Origin of the sequence: Clostridium akagii DSM 12554 (assembly GCF_000686725.1) — a bacterium.
Classification (GTDB): Bacteria; Bacillota; Clostridia; order Clostridiales; family Clostridiaceae; genus Clostridium_I; species Clostridium_I akagii.
The window spans coordinates 1-15621 of the sequence record NZ_JMLK01000030.1; the positions used below are offsets into that span (position 1 = coordinate 1).

17 protein-coding genes are annotated in these 15621 nt (G+C 30.8%); 4 read left to right on the forward strand and 13 right to left on the reverse strand.

Annotated features, from left to right (window positions below):
- From BR66_RS23900 to BR66_RS0113700, 8 genes are all read right to left on the reverse strand, one after another.
- Positions 1 to 158: transaldolase family protein (locus BR66_RS23900; RefSeq protein ID WP_035796089.1), on the reverse strand; the 158-nt coding region annotated here is incomplete at its 3' end.
- Positions 159 to 226: 68 nt separating this feature from the next.
- Positions 227 to 832, reverse strand: coding sequence for an AAA family ATPase (locus BR66_RS0113670; RefSeq protein WP_026883433.1), 606 nt, complete (start codon positions 830 to 832; stop codon positions 227 to 229).
- A 118-nt stretch (positions 833 to 950) separates the two neighbouring features.
- Complete coding sequence (locus BR66_RS0113675) at positions 951 to 1799, reverse strand: class II fructose-bisphosphate aldolase (RefSeq protein ID WP_026883434.1); 849 nt, start codon at positions 1797 to 1799, stop codon at positions 951 to 953.
- Between the two features lie 114 nt (positions 1800 to 1913).
- Positions 1914 to 2303 (reverse strand): tetratricopeptide repeat protein, encoded by a 390-nt coding sequence (locus BR66_RS0113680; RefSeq protein ID WP_026883435.1) that lies wholly within the window; start codon positions 2301 to 2303, stop codon positions 1914 to 1916.
- A gap of 24 nt (positions 2304 to 2327) precedes the next feature.
- Positions 2328 to 3608 carry a PTS sugar transporter subunit IIC gene (locus BR66_RS0113685; protein WP_026883436.1) on the reverse strand — a complete coding sequence of 427 codons (1281 nt, stop codon included), beginning with the start codon at positions 3606 to 3608 and terminating at the stop codon, positions 2328 to 2330.
- Positions 3609 to 3632: 24 nt separating this feature from the next.
- A complete protein-coding gene (locus BR66_RS0113690) occupies positions 3633 to 3923 on the reverse strand; it encodes a PTS sugar transporter subunit IIB (protein ID WP_026883437.1) in 291 nt (96 codons plus the stop codon).
- Between the two features lie 49 nt (positions 3924 to 3972).
- The gene (locus tag BR66_RS0113695) at positions 3973 to 6117 is read right to left on the reverse strand and encodes a BglG family transcription antiterminator (protein WP_051624245.1); all 2145 of its coding nucleotides are present in this window, start codon (positions 6115 to 6117) and stop codon (positions 3973 to 3975) included.
- A 395-nt stretch (positions 6118 to 6512) separates the two neighbouring features.
- Positions 6513 to 7259, reverse strand: a complete 747-nt coding sequence (locus BR66_RS0113700) for an EFR1 family ferrodoxin (protein ID WP_026883439.1) — start codon at positions 7257 to 7259, stop codon at positions 6513 to 6515.
- A gap of 193 nt (positions 7260 to 7452) precedes the next feature.
- Here BR66_RS0113700 and BR66_RS0113705 point away from each other — a divergent pair, with 193 nt between their 5' ends.
- Together BR66_RS0113705 and BR66_RS23905 are read left to right on the forward strand one after the other, a co-directional pair.
- Positions 7453 to 8031 carry a TetR/AcrR family transcriptional regulator gene (locus BR66_RS0113705; RefSeq protein ID WP_026883440.1) on the forward strand — a complete coding sequence of 193 codons (579 nt, stop codon included), beginning with the start codon at positions 7453 to 7455 and terminating at the stop codon, positions 8029 to 8031.
- Positions 8032 to 8492: 461 nt separating this feature from the next.
- Positions 8493 to 9119 (forward strand): hypothetical protein, encoded by a 627-nt coding sequence (locus BR66_RS23905; protein WP_051624246.1) that lies wholly within the window; start codon positions 8493 to 8495, stop codon positions 9117 to 9119.
- 17 nt (positions 9120 to 9136) lie between these two features.
- Here BR66_RS23905 and BR66_RS0113715 read toward each other — a convergent pair whose 3' ends face one another.
- Together BR66_RS0113715 and BR66_RS0113720 are read right to left on the reverse strand one after the other, a co-directional pair.
- Positions 9137 to 10432, reverse strand: a complete 1296-nt coding sequence (locus BR66_RS0113715; RefSeq protein WP_026883441.1) for a putative ABC transporter permease — start codon at positions 10430 to 10432, stop codon at positions 9137 to 9139.
- Positions 10433 to 10652: 220 nt separating this feature from the next.
- Positions 10653 to 12092: an aspartate ammonia-lyase gene (locus BR66_RS0113720; protein WP_026883442.1), complete on the reverse strand. Its 1440-nt coding sequence runs from the start codon at positions 12090 to 12092 to the stop codon at positions 10653 to 10655.
- Positions 12093 to 12482: 390 nt separating this feature from the next.
- Here BR66_RS0113720 and BR66_RS0113725 point away from each other — a divergent pair, with 390 nt between their 5' ends.
- The gene (locus BR66_RS0113725) at positions 12483 to 12920 is read left to right on the forward strand and encodes an Lrp/AsnC family transcriptional regulator (protein WP_026883443.1); all 438 of its coding nucleotides are present in this window, start codon (positions 12483 to 12485) and stop codon (positions 12918 to 12920) included.
- 1 nt (position 12921) lies between these two features.
- On the opposite strand, the gene BR66_RS0113730 is transcribed toward BR66_RS0113725, so the two are convergent.
- From BR66_RS0113730 to BR66_RS0113740, 3 genes are read right to left on the reverse strand one after another with little or no spacing between them, the layout of a single operon-like run.
- Positions 12922 to 13455, reverse strand: a complete 534-nt coding sequence (locus tag BR66_RS0113730) for a cysteine hydrolase family protein (RefSeq protein WP_026883444.1) — start codon at positions 13453 to 13455, stop codon at positions 12922 to 12924.
- A gap of 53 nt (positions 13456 to 13508) precedes the next feature.
- A complete protein-coding gene (locus tag BR66_RS0113735) occupies positions 13509 to 14069 on the reverse strand; it encodes a cysteine hydrolase family protein (RefSeq protein ID WP_026883445.1) in 561 nt (186 codons plus the stop codon).
- 54 nt (positions 14070 to 14123) lie between these two features.
- Entirely contained in the window at positions 14124 to 14513 is a 390-nt protein-coding gene (locus BR66_RS0113740) for a winged helix-turn-helix transcriptional regulator (RefSeq protein ID WP_026883446.1), read from the reverse strand.
- Between the two features lie 526 nt (positions 14514 to 15039).
- On the opposite strand from BR66_RS0113740, the gene BR66_RS0113755 reads away from it, so the two are divergent.
- Positions 15040 to 15549: a YbhB/YbcL family Raf kinase inhibitor-like protein gene (locus BR66_RS0113755; RefSeq protein WP_026883447.1), complete on the forward strand. Its 510-nt coding sequence runs from the start codon at positions 15040 to 15042 to the stop codon at positions 15547 to 15549.
- Positions 15550 to 15621: the final 72 nt, after the last annotated feature.

The window sequence follows — 15621 nt, forward strand, 5'->3', positions numbered from 1 at the left end:
GGTCCATCCACAATAGACGCAATTTCTTTTATTACCTCATTAAAGTCCCTTCCCTCTCTTGCTATTAGGGATGGATTGGTTGTAACTCCACATATTACTCCCATATCATTAGCTTCTTTTATTTCCTCTACATTTGCTGTATCAATAAATAATTTCATTTATTATTTCCTCCTCTAATTTAAATTAAGTCTAGGTATTTATACTAATCTTAATGCAATGGAGCAATTTATTTCATAATTTCCTTTAATTCTTTAATAATCCCAGGATAGTCTACTTTTGAGAAATCCGTTACATCAATTTCAATCAGGTGTCCCAGTTGAAATTTTCCATAGCCTTTATTTTTACAACGATCCATAAACACATCATAGGTTAAAAATCCATCTGCCTTAACACGATTTTCTAGTGCATCTCCCAAATGATACTTATTTACAATATGGCTAAGATGACGTTCTGAATCCAGATCTCTCTGCTTTGAACGTTCATATAATACATCTAAATCTCCAATCAAACGAATTGTTACTACCTCATATTTATATGTTTTAGATATTTGGTTTAATGTCCCATACTGTTTGTCACTAAAAGGATAATCGGAAATAATCTGCTTTCCCTTGTACATTTGAATACGCATCATACTATAATATGAAACCCAACTTTCACTTTCCAAAAATTTCTTTTCATTTAAATCATCATATCCAAACTGATCATATAATTTCTCTTTAAAATCATCCTGTGATACCATGGTAAATTCTCCACATTCTTTAATAATCTGATTGGCTAAATAAGATTTACCAGTTGCAGGATACCCAGCTAACAAAATCATTATTTTTTTCATATACATTTTCCTCTTTTCCTCCTTTTTATAAGAATACGGTATTAGAAATGATAATATCTAATACCGTATTGATAATAAAAAGAAATAAGTTAAATTCGTTTTTGCCAATAACATATCATTATTTATATGAACTACCTAATATATCTATTTTATTTTCAATAACCTTTTGAACGGCATCATTTGAAGGTATTACAAGGTCTCTGCATGAATCTGCAAGGTCTGCATTTTTAAAATTTTTCTTCGTAGCATCTACCCATGCTACATTTAGTTCCGTTCCTATATTTACTTTAGATATTCCACCTAATATACATTTTTTTAAATCTTCTTCAGAAACACCGGTTCCTCCATGAAGCACCAATGGAATGTCTATTACATCATGAATATTTTTTAATACACTAAAATTAAGTTTTGCTTTTGATTTCCATTGTCCATGTGAAGTACCAAAACCTATTGCTAAAGCGTCTATGCCTGTTGACTGTACAAATTTCACTGCATCTTCAGGACTTGTATACCTAATTTCCCCTTCATTTGAAGCAACTCCATCCTCAGTACCACCAATAGTTCCTAGTTCTGCTTCTACTGATACACCATGCTCCTTTGCATATTTAACTACTTCTTTTGTTTTTTCAATATTTTCTTCTAGTGAAAGTGCTGAAGCATCAATCATTACTGAAGAAAAACCATTATCTATTGCTATTTTAATTGTAGCAAAATCTTTTGTATGATCTAAATGTAACGCTACATCCACACCAGTTTCCCTAGCTAGTTCTTTTACTGTACTACTAAGCAATGCGAACCCTATATACTTACATGTAGTTGGTGAAATTTGTAGTATAATAGGTGAATTTTTAACTTTAGCAGCTTCTATCATTGAAGGAACCATTTCAAGACAATGGATATTAAAGGATCCTACTGCAAATTTACCTTTTCTAGTGTTTTTTAATATTTCTTTTAGTGTTAAATACATACTTAACAACTCCTCAAGTTTTAATTTTTTTATAGTGGATTGTAATGATACTAGTGCTTACTCTTTATGCTTGTACCTAATTTTGCTTTGGATTTATCCTATGCAAGGGTAAATTTAACCCTTGCCTCGAATCACATCTTTTGATAATTGTAGCAATTCATCAGTTTTATCCATATAATGTTTAACCATTACGTAATCCTTTACACTAATTGCTTGTTTTCGTTTGATGTTATAAAGCTTTACTAAATCTGTATATGCCCTGCCAAGAGACTTATTTTCACTAATACTGATTTCATAGTATTTTATAGCATCATCTATTTTATCTGCTTGAAAATACAAACTTCCAATTTTCCTTAATACTTTAATTCTCTCTTCGCCTTCAACTGAATCAATAGTGTTAGATAAATTTTCAGCTTCTTGCAATAGCGTCTCTTTATCTATTATTTTAGGTTCTTCTTTTAAAACTGAAGATGGTTCTTTGTTTTTATGCTTTCTAAAAAACATTAATATCGCCTCCTATTCTATATGCTAAATTGCTTTAAGTATTGGAGAGATAATCCATGCATATAACAAAGCTGCAGTTACCGTATCTACATCTGTTGCTGTTGCATTAATAAATCCCATTTTATTAAAACTCACTACTAACAATGCTGGAAGTAATGTTATGAAGAAACCATGAGCTATGGTGGCAATTACAGCTCCTCGTCTACCACCAACTGCATTACCAAAAATACCTGCAGTACCACCTGCAAAGAAGTTTGTTAGCATTCCTGGTAATATCATAGCTAATCCAAATCTCGGCAAAATGAACATTGCTAGAACACTACCTATTGTTGTTCCTATAAAACCAATTGTTACAGCATTAGGTGCATAGGGGAATAATACTGGACAATCTAGTGCAGGAATAGCATCTGGTACAATTTTTAATGCAATACCCCTAAATGCTGGAACAATTTCACCTAGTAAGAGTCTAACTCCTGATAGTAATACATAAACCCCTACAACGAATTGAACTGCTTGTAAAAATGCATATACAACATAATTTACATTTCCTGAAAATTGAGCACCAAATTTAGGTCCTGCAAAAATAGCTGTTATAATGTAAAGTGGTATCATAACAAGGCCTACAGAAAGATACGTATCTTGCAAGAATTCAAATCCTTTTGGTAACTTCAAGTCTTCAGTTGACTTAGATTTATCACCTACAAGTTTGGCAACCCCAGCCGTGAACATATAACCAACTGTACAAAAATGTCCTAATGCAATATCATCACTACCTGTTATCATGCGAACTATAGGTTGAGCAATAGCTGGCATTCCTACTGCAAAAATTCCACCAACAATTCCCCCAACAACTATTAACGATATTCCACTTAATCCAGCAAAGCTTCCAAATACAGTAGTCATTGTAGCCATCCATAGTATTGCCTGTCCAGTTAAGAATATATATTTCCATCTAGTAAATCTTGCAATGATTATATTAACTACGAATATTGATAAAAATGTTAGAGCAATTGAATTTCCAAGATGTAGCGTATTCATTGCTTGACCATTAATTGCTTCGATAGAAGGAACTATACCTTGCATTCCAAAGCCTTTTGAGAATATTTTCCCAAAATATGTTAATGATAAAACTATTATTCCAGAGCCAGCAGATAGTACTAAAAAACCTAATAACGTTTTGAATGTCCCTGATATAACATCTCCTGCACTTTTCCTTTGCAGTGCTAGACCAAGCAGTGCTATCAATGCAATTGTAATAGATGCTTGGGTTAAAATATTTTGAACTATAAAATTTACTACCCCCATAATTCTCAACTCCTCTTTTTTTTATTATAATTCACCTTTTTCTTTTAAAACGGGTACTAACTTCTCTCGTATTTCATTTTTATCAACTAACCTATTTAGAAATATCTTGGTGGTATTAGTATCATATTTTTCAACTTGATGCTTGAAGTTATTTGCAGCGATAATAATATCTGCATTTGTACCAGCTACTGAAGTAATGTCGGTATGATCTAATTTTGCTGTAACATTAAGATCCTTTAATACAGAGTCCACCGTCATCTCACAAGCAAAGCTACTTCCTAGTCCTGCACCACAAACCATTAATATTTTTAACATAATATCACTCCCCTAATTTAATATAAATATATTGTTTTTCACTGATGCCTTAGTCGAAATCGTTTTCATCTTTATCTTTTAGCAATGGTAATATTTCCTCTACCGAGTTAGCGTTTTTTAACATCTCAACTTTTTCTTCATCATTAAACAAATCAACAAGAGTTGATAATGCCTTGCTATGTGAATAATTATCAATAGCACCTAAACATATTACAACACTTACAGGATCGTTGTCTTCGCTGCCAAAATTCACTGGAACAGATAATTTTATTAAACTCATCCCAAGTTTGATTACACCTTCACTAGGTCTTGCATGTGGTAATGCTATTCCAGGCACGATTACTATATATGGACCCATTTCTATTACAGTTTCAATCATTGCATCTATAAACCTAGGTTCTATGCATCCATTATCGACTAATAATGCTCCTCCTTGCCTAACTGCCTCTTTCCAATCAGCTGCATACACATTAGCTCTTATTGTATCTTTCGTTAACAATTCACTTAACATAGGTTGAATCACCTCCTTAGTATCTAGTTGCCCAGCATTTTTAATGCACTTAGATAATTCATTTATTAATTTTTCTTTGCATATTATTGAACAATTATCTTCTACTATTGATATAATTTCATTTAACAAACCTATGTGTTTGTAACTTTCGCCTCCTTTAATTGGTGAATTTTCTCTGCAAAATTTATTTATCTTTTCAATATCTTTATCTGGAAGCATTGGACTAACTATCAAAATAGGTTTATAAAAATATTCAAGTGGAATTGTTGATAATATAAGATCAATTTTTTCTAAATTCATAAATTTCACTTGATGGCTAGAAACGTTTTCAATTATTCTAAAATTATGAAACTCACTATTCAATCTAGATTCTAGCAATTTAGAAGTACCTACTCCTGTACTACATATCAAAATCACATTATAAACTGCTTTATGTTTATTTTTTTTCCTTTCATATGCTGCACCAAAATGAAGTGTTATATATCCTAATTCTTCATCAGGTATTTTTTGACCAATAAATTTTTCTAATGGTTCAATGGAACTTCTTACCTTATCAAACATCAAACTGTATTGTTCTTTTATTTCATTAAGCATAGGATTGTAAAGTGGGAGATTATTTTTTAATCTATATATGGTTGGAATTAAATGTTTTAGCAAACCCTCATATATCTCATCATTATCACCAAAATCAACGCCCATTTGCTTTCCCACATTTTCTATTATCTTACTTGATAATGCTTCAATTTGAACCCAATTAACATCCTTATGAATTTCTGATTTTTTACTATTCTCCTTTCCACTTAACAAATGAAGTGTTATATAACCTACTTCATCTATAGGAAAATTAATATTAAATTTTTCTTCCAAAGTTTTTACCATTACAGATGCAACTGAAAATTCATTTGATACTTTTAAAATTTTAAGCTCATTGCTTGACATATGAATATCCTTACCAAACTGTATTCTTTTTATTGCCAAAGCGATGTGTAATACTAATGATGAATAACTTTCGTCTAATAGATATTTATTTAATTGTTTTTCTGCAATTCCAACTGTTTCTTTGATTACTTCAATGTCTAAATCATCAAAAATATTATTAAACTTTTCATTTAACATTTTTGGGTTTATTGTTTCTGTTTTGCTTATTGAATCTGTACCTATAAATTTTAATGATTCAAATAACAAATATAAAATCGCACTTCTGTAATACTTTTCATTGCCTATGATCTTAATGCCCTTTGATGGAATAGCTTGCATTTTTAATTTATGATCTTTAAGCCATTTCCTTACTTTCTTCAAATCATTAATTATTGTACTTCGACTTACCTTTATGCTTTCAGCTAATGTATCAATTACTACATACTCATTTGATTCAAACATTGAAAGCAGAATGTAACTTACCCTTTCATCAGAATTAAGAATATATTCATTGAACTTTTTGTTACATATTAATACTTTTAGTTTTTTAATATGTTCTTTATTTACCATATAGGAAATTCCAAGATTAGAGTTTTTCCCAATTGGCGTTAAATCATTGCTTAATAGAAATTCATCAATTTTTTCAATGTCGTATCTTATGGTTCTCATGGATACCTTAAACATTTCTGACAACTCAATTAACTTTATAGGTTCTTGTTCATTAATTATATGGTATAGGATCTTAGCACATCTTTCATTAATCAATAGAAACACCCCTTACAAACTTTATGTAATCGTTTCGTATGACACCTTTAGTATATACAAGATATTTTCACTTGTTAAGTTCAGATTATGTCACACATATAGTGAATATTTTGCATTAATACAAACTTTCATAGTGGTTTAATTTTGGCAATCTAGTGCTGTTAACTGAATTTAAGTACAATTAATTTAATCATTTCACTAAATATTGCTTTAATTTATACTAACAAAAAAATTAAAAATTATTTATAAATCATGGAAAATAATTATGCAATCTCCCACTATGATTAAGTTAGTACCACAAAATCACGTTTAATCACTTTATTACAATGTTTATTCCAACCTTTTCATGCATGAAAAAAAAGTTCTGACAAAATCGCCAAAACTTTTAAATAAAATCAATAGTATATATTTTTATAATCAGGATGTACATATCGTTTTTTGTTCTTTGTTTTTTTACCAACTTGAATTGCATTTTTAGGGCACCTGTTTACACATCCAAAACAATTTACGCAGCTACTTCCCCAAACCGGTTTCTCATCAAATGTAATATTTTGTACAGGGCAAACCTTTATGCATAACTTACATCCTATACATTTATCATCCGAATATAACTTTTTATCAAAATCTTTATATATGTGTTTTATTAATTTATTGCCTTGTTTAGATATAAAACGCATTCCTGGTATTGGACGGTACATTATTGTATCCTTTTTATTTAATATATCTTTAGCAAAATTATTAATTTCAGTTACTGATTTATCTAGCAGGCTTTTCTGTTTTGCAGGTCCTGGTGCGCTTGTACTATATATATCGCTTTCAGGCATTTTTACTTTAAACCAAGCATCGACGTCTTCCTTAAAGTCAAGATATGACCCAGCTGCAGAATTTGCGTAAGTTATAATAGCGAATACATATATATTTTCCTTATTAATGTGGCTGAATAGTTTGTTTTTGAAATCTAGCACTATATCCGGTGCACTTGCACCATAACAAGGAAATACGATACCAATTTGCTTTGCATTATCACATTGTTTAAAATCATTAAACCGGGCTAATGGTACAACCTGTTCACCTTCAATTTGATCTGCAACTTGTTTTGCCACCGCATATGAATTCCCAGCACCTGAAAAATAAAATATCATTAATATAATCCCCCTAAAATAGTATAACATAATTTTATAGTTTTTTAATTTAGCAGTCAAGATTTAAAAACATTGTATATCTCAGAAGTTTCTTTGTCAATATGTTTTTTAATTTTATGGCTAGTATTTAAAAACTTTATCTTTTATGTTATAATAACCTAGAAATTCTAACAATATAATAGAGGTGTCTTACATGAACAAATACGAAATAAGAACACAAAAAAAGAAAGATGCTATCATTAAAACATCTTTAGCCCTATTTAAAGAAAAGGGCTATACAAATGTTAGCATTAATGAAATAGCATCTTTATCAGGAATTTCTACGGTGTCTATTTATAACTATTTTAATAGTAAAGAGGGATTGGTCACAGAATGTACAAATATTTTGATGAAAGATAACATTCAAATGATAAGAGATCTATTAGATAAAAAAATTGATTTTAAAGAAAAGTTACTACAAGCATTTTCTATTTGCTTTGGTACACACGAGCAATTGTTAGGTGAATACTTTTCTCCTGAAGCCTTAAATGATAAGGTGCTGGTGAATTTATATGGTGAACAGGCAAATAAAATTAGAACTAAAATTCTAATGGAATTTATAGAATTAGGGAAAAAAGACGGTGTTATTGCACCATCAATCTCTACCCAAACTATTACTGACTATTTAAATGCCATCACACAAATACAATTATCATGGGATGCAGAAAGCAATTACAGAGAAAAGAGTCTTGAACTCTATCACCTTGCTTTATATGGATTAATAGGTCAGTGACAGTTTTTCCAATAGTCACATGATAATAATTGTAAATCATTTCCTTCGTTACATATCTTGCTAAGTTTTAGGGGAATTGTTAACTTCAATATTCATTTTCACCATATATTAACGATGCCATAAAACAAAATGCTAATGAGGGATACTGTGAACCTCTTGTTAAGTTTTATTCAGAAGCAATTGAGCAGGAAGAAGAGATTCGCAAATTTGGAATACCTGAAGGTTATAAGCCCTACTATGCAGTAGCTTTCGGCTATAAAGCAAAAAAGACAGAACAGACTGCACCAAAAAGAAATATGGATGTTATAAACTATGTTAGATAAACAATTCATAAAACCATCCTTTTTAATCCCGTGTGTCCCTCCTATATAATGACACAAAACCATATTTTATTACTATATAGTTTTATTGAATTATGGTATAATTTACATATTATAATAATGTATGGTCAGGAGGAATATATGAATAAAAAACTATTATTAATAGCACTAATTTGTACTGGTATTTTTATAACAGGTTGTAGTAATAACCAAACTATTAAGCCCGTTTCTACTAATAAAATATCTCAAGAGACTACAAATACTGCCGGTACTGCAAAGGATAACACTACCAATATGGTGAATTCTACTAGCAATAATAGTACTAGCCAAACTGCTGCAATTAGCACTTCTGAAAATAATTCTACAACAGCACAAAATGAAGAATCTTTTTTTGGACAATGGGTTATAGAAAAGGTAGTAGGATATTCTAAAGCGGGAACTTATAGTTCTGATGATATAAAAAAAATACTAGGGAAAAACCTAAGTTTTTCAAAAGAACAGTCAAGTTGTTTTGGAGATGATATAAGTTACCTAAATAACACAGTTAAAAATCCGACTTACAAAAAATCAGTTATTACATCTGATGAATTTACAACGGGTTTTCGTGTACCTATAAGCACTTTGACTATAAACAGCAGTACTGTAACACAAATTGAGATAAATGATGAAAAAAATTCCCCAGCATGTACATTTTTTATAAAGGATGATAATACATTAATCCTTTACGGTGGAGGAACTTTTTTTGAACTTAATAGAGTATCAAAGTAAACACAATTAATTCAATATTATGGCAGAACAGCATTGGGATAAATAAGTTTCATTACAGTATTAGGATAATAGAAAGAAAAAAATAATCCCATGTTGCCTGTCCGAGGTGTACCAGCCATTCGCAGACCATAATAATATAGTGCCATAGCTGATACCGATGCATTGAGCACTATAAATACAACAATACACCAGGTAAGTATCTCTCCTGATACCCATGGGATTTTACTAATATATTTACTCACTAATGGATAAAGCAGCTTTAACCAGACAATTGCAAGTAGTCCCCAGAACAAACAGTAGAGCAGATTCACCCTGCCATCCAGATTAAAAGGCATACTACTATAATCCCAAAAGCGTGTACCAAGTACCTTTTCTGTAAACACGCTACAAGAATATTCGTAAGTACCACCCAATAAAAAACCTCCCAGAAAAATATATATGGCATTTTTATGTATTAATCCATGAAGCATGAATGTGGCAATTACTCCACCCAGTCCCCAAACCACGCTGAAAGGTCCATATATTAGACTACTACGGCTCATCAAATTACCAGTAGTTGCCCAGACAAATCCAGTTTCAATCAAATCCCCTGCCAATGCACTGATAATAAACATCCAAACCAATTTTTCAAAACAGATGCCCTCCGCAAATTTTTTTTGATCTAGAACTCTAATAACACTACTCTCCAGCTTAACATTTTCTAGCTCTGGGAAAGCCTTGTTAACACGCCTTTGTATCATTGCAAAAAAACCTTGCCCCATTATTTTTTTTGTATCGCTCAAACCTTCCGTTATCTTTAGTACTATCCTACTTTCTTTCCGTATATGAAAAGCTACCACAAATGAAGCAACAACATCAACCATCAATAAACCAAAGAGTACCCATAGTATAATGTTTAATAACAACCATGGAATCATCTGGCTTACCGTATAGACCAATGGTTGTAACAAGGAAATAACCAGAACAGAAGCACCGCTATATGCTAAGGCAAAAGCAATAAAAAACCTTGGCTTATCGTAATTCCACAAGCGTCTGCCGGTTATCCGTCTCAGCACCCCTCCAGCTATACATTCCACCACGGTGACAAGAACTGCATTTCCAACAATTAGTGCAAGTGTATTGGCATTCTCCGCCTCTAAAAATTGTAGACTAAGTACAATACTGAAACCATAAATTGGGCATAGTGGCCCGTTCAACATCCCTCTATTAATAAAACTACCTTTTTGTAAACTCACAATTAAGACTTCTGCTATCCATCCCAACAAAGAATAAATCAGAAAAAAAGCAAAAAGTTCGTAGCCCGTATAACGCATATTCTTTGCCTCCTATATGATTCGTATACTTCATCATATTCATCTAGAACTTTTAAAATACATTTTACTTTCTCTTCAAAAACATTACTGTTTGCACCAATGAATATCTAAGAAAGATAAAAAATTTAAATATGAAAAAAGCCTCATAGTCTTGGCTATGAAACTTTTTTATTAAAATTTTTATAACAGTTTTTTCAAATATCACTTTTTGTGCACCAATCTATTCACCCATTGCATATTTAGTTTCCTTTAATATTTCTTCTTCACTTAAGGACCTATTTACCTCTGTCATAGCGATTGGATTTAAAATTTGTTCTAATTGTTTCGGAGTTAAAATTCCTTGCCTCAAAACAATTTTTTTAACCTGAACTCCAGTTTTTAATGCTTCTTTTGCAATGTCTGCTGCTTTTTTATATCCTATGTACGGGCACAGTGCTGTTACCATTCCTACACTATTATTTACAAGTTCATTGCATCTTTCCTTATTTGCAGTTATTCCTATTATGCAGTTATCTACAAATGTCTTAGTAGCATTTTTTAGAGTTTCAATTGATTGAAACAGGTTGTAGAAAAGCACAGGTTCAAAGGCGTTAAGTTCTAGTTGACCTGCTTCAGCTGCCATAGTTATTGTAAAGTCATTTCCTATAATGTTAAAAGCTACTTGAGAAACTACTTCTGGAATCACAGGATTTATTTTACCAGGCATAATTGATGATCCGTTTTGCTTTGAAGGTAGATTGATTTCACCTATACCAGTTCTAGGGCCACTTGATAATAATCTTAAATCATTTGCCATCTTAGATAAATTTACTGCACAGGTTTTTAAAACTCCTGATACACTTACGAATCCATCAAGATTTTGTGTTGCATCAATTAAATCCTCTGCCTCAGTTACATTAATCCCTGTTACTTTTCTAAGGTTATATATAATGTTGTTTAAATATTCTGGACTGGCATTAATAGAAGTTCCAATGGCTGTTGCTCCAATATTTAAAGTAAGCATTTCATTTTGAGCTTTATTTAACCTATTAATGTCACGTTTTATCATTGACGAGTATGCATGAAAGGATTGACCAAGTCTAATTGGAACTGCATCTTGAAGTTGAGTACGTCCCATTTTTATAATATTATCAAACTCTAAAGACTTTAACTCCAGAGCATTATACATACGTTCTAGTTCTGAAATAGCTTTGGGAAGCATTTTTAGAATTGTAATTTTTCCCGCTGTTGGGAATACGTCATTAGTTGATTGAGCCATATTTACATGATCATTTGGATGAACAATGCTATAATCACCTTTAGTCCCGCCAAGTATTTCAATAGCACGGTTTGCTATAACTTCATTAGCATTCATATTTGCAGAAGTACCTGCACCACCTTGAATAGGATCAACTATAAATTGATCCTGAAGCTTTCCGGAGATAATTTCGTCGCAGGCACTTATTATTGCTTCTGCAATTTTAGCATCTAATATTTTTGCATCTCTATTTGTAATTGTCGCTGCCTTTTTTACCTGGGCAAGACTTACTATAAGTTCTGGGTGAATGGCACTCCCTGTAATATGAAAATTATTTTTAGCACGTAATGTTTGAACTCCATAATAAACATCCATTGATAATCTCATACTTCCTATTGAATCATGTTCTATCCTTGTTTCCATACAAAATCACTCTCTTCCTTTTTTTCGTATCCTTACAACAGCGAGGTTAACATGATTTCATATTTATGTAAATACTTTAAGGTGAATAACGAATAAAAGCTAAAAATACACATACTGGACTTTATTTAACCTAATTAATATGTACTTTAAGTTCATTTTATAAAGTGGTTTTTTTTACCTTATTAACACGAAAATCGTAGTTTTCAGCTTTTAAAGTTAATATTCTTAATTAAGATTACGTAAAACTCTTGTATTTTTGATCTTGAAACTTTATTATTTTAATATAATGGATTTTATTATCTTATTAACTTCAACTATTATTAAAAAGAAATGAGGTGGATCATTAGAAAGGAAAACAAAAGGTAGCTTTCCTTTAACTAATGTAAAAATATGGACAAGATTGATTTAAAACTTATTGACATTTTACAAAAAAATGCACGTTGTTCCCTTAAAAATTTAGCAAAAGAAGTGTTTTTATCAACGCCAGCTGTGTCCTCTCGCATTTTAAAACTAGAGGAGGCTGGAGTTATTACAGGGTATTCTGCCCATGTTAATCCACTAAAATTAGGTTATAACATTAAGGCCTTTATAAACCTTGAAATGTCACCAAAACTAAAACCAAAATTTTATCCTTTTGTAGCAGCATGTCCAAATGTAATTGAATGTAATTGTGTAACTGGAAATTACTCCATGCTAATAACCGTGGCTTATCATACAACTGTAGAACTTGATATATTTATTGGTGAACTACAGGAATTTGGAAATACACAAACACAAATCGTATTTTCTACAGCGGTGGAAAACAGAGGAATTGATTTATCTACATAAGTTATTCTATTATTCTTCCTATTGTTTTCTCCATGCTTTCTACTTTTGCAAATCTGCCATTAAATATATTAAAGTTATAAAACTCATATAAATCCTTGGCTGATATATTTCCATTTTTAAACGTGGTGTTTGTTTTCTCTGGAATAATTAAATTATAGCCATATTCAAATGCAACTTTACAAGTGGCATCAATACAAAATTCTGTTTGCATACCTGTAATTACTAATTGATTTATACCCTTATTGTCCAGATATTGTTTTAAATTTGTCTCTTTGAAAGCAGAATTATAAGTTTTATTTATTATTTTTTCATCCGCATTTGGGCTTACTTCTTCATATATTTTCCATCCTTCTGAGTTTGGCTCTAATTCATCACCTATTTCATCATTATGTTGAACGTAAATTACCTCAACATTATTTTCTCTACATGTTTTGATTAACCTTTTTATGTTACTTATAACTTCTTCTACATCAAATGGTTTTGCTAATACTAATGCGTTTTGAAAATCTATAACCAAAAGTGCCATCTTTTCCATATCTCTGTCTCCCTCGTATTATTTCATCTTAGCTTAAACATATACTATTTGTTTTAACAAATAACATTGGAACTTTGTAAAAATTCCTCAGCTGTCATAACCTTTGCAAACATTCCATCTAAAGATGCCATATATGTTGCCTGTACAATTTCAGCAGGGATTGTGTTCCCATTCCTTGTTAAATCTTTTGTAGTGCAAGCATCTTCAATTAGAGTTACAATAAGCCCTAATTCCTTTGCATATCTCACTGTAGTATCAATGCACATATGCGTCATCATTCCACATACCACAATATGATTAATATTATTATCCGAAATAGTTTTATCTAATCCAGTTTCAAAAAAACTATTAGGAACATGCTTTATAAAAACTTTTTCATCTTCCCTAGGAGTAACAAGATAATTTATTTCTGCCCCAATGCTATCTTGTAAAAAGGCTTTAGCTTTATTACCGCTAACTATATGTTTTACATGAAAAACATGTAGACTATTTTTTCTAAAAAAATCAAGTATAACCTTAGCCCTATTAGCAGTTTCTATAGTATGATTTAATTCTGATTTTCCACCCTGAAAATATTCGTTTTGTATATCAATCAATATTAATACAGTGTTCATTCTTATTACCTCCTATCATTAACTCCATTATAGTAGAATTAGCTAGGAAGTAAATTACTTACTTTTTTGTGGGTACTCAGTAGAATAAAAAATTCCTTTTTGTTCTAAAATTTCTGTCATTCCATGCTCAGCCATATAGTCAACACCTATACTTTGTAATATTGCTAGAGCAGGTATAATCTTCTTGCCTCTATCATCAGTAAGAAAATACTCTACATGTAATGGGTATCCATTAGAGTTTATTTTATCTATAAGCCCAAATTCTTTAAGCTCCTTAAGTTGTTCCAATAACATCTTCTCACTAATACCTGCTATATCATTTTTAAGCTTTGAAAGGGATGTAGGTCCATATTTCAATTGCCACAGAATTATTGTTTTCCATTTTCCTTTAATTACATCATGTACTACTTCTAGAGGGCACGTGTACTCATCTCTTATCTTCAATTTATATCACCTCATTTTTGTTCATTTTCAATGAATTTAGTAAATAATTCTAAAAAGAGTTTTATTTCAGAATTATCTTTTTTCCAAATTAGATAAGTAAATGAAATTGGATCTTCTATAAATTTAGATTCAATTATTCTAATATCTTTATTAGCTAAACCCTTGAAAATATAGATAGGCAAATATAAAATGCCCTGATCTGCTTTAATTAGACTTTCAGTAACATGAACAGATGATATATAAGTACTAATTGTTTCAGCTGCTATTGGATAAAAAAATTTGCCATCCTCCGTTAATACTATATTTCTTCTGCTACCTTCCTATAATTTTCATATTTTGCAACAACTATAAAGGTATAATACCATTCTAAATTCATTTTTTCTCCTAACAAAAGAACCATTAAGTTTTTCTTAACATTATATCAATAAATTATTAATTTAAAAACATAAAATACAAATGTATAATGATTTATAGAGAAATCTACAAATACAATTTTCACTTAAAAAAAGAGAGGATGTTAGCATTTATGAAAATTAACGTTAAAACAGAAAATGGTTATTTACCAAATAAGTACTCAAAATTTGCAGGAGAAAACTATGAATATAAAGGAAACCCATGTGTTTCTTTTCCAATTGAATTCACTGATGTTTCTGATAAGGTTAAGTCAATTGCTCTTACCTTTTTGGATCATGATGCTATTCCCGTTTGTGGTTTTACATGGATACATTGGTTAGCCTGTAATATACCACCTACGATTCGCACCCTTCCTAAAAACATAAGTGTAGATAACACCCTAAATGTTCTCCAAGGCCAAAATAGCTTTGCTTCACCCTTTATTGGTGAAACTGATCATATTATAACGAATAGATATATTGGACCAACTCCACCAGATAAAGATCATGAATATACATTAAAGGTATATGGGCTTGATAAAAAATTAGATTTAAATGAAGGATATTTCATGAACGATTTCTATAAACTTATTAATGGACATATTGTAGAATCTGCTGAATTAAAGATATTAGGACGTTGTTAAATTTATTTATCAGGTTAAAAGAGAGAGAACCTTCATTTCTGAGGGTTCTCTCTCTTTGTTTGTTATTTATAC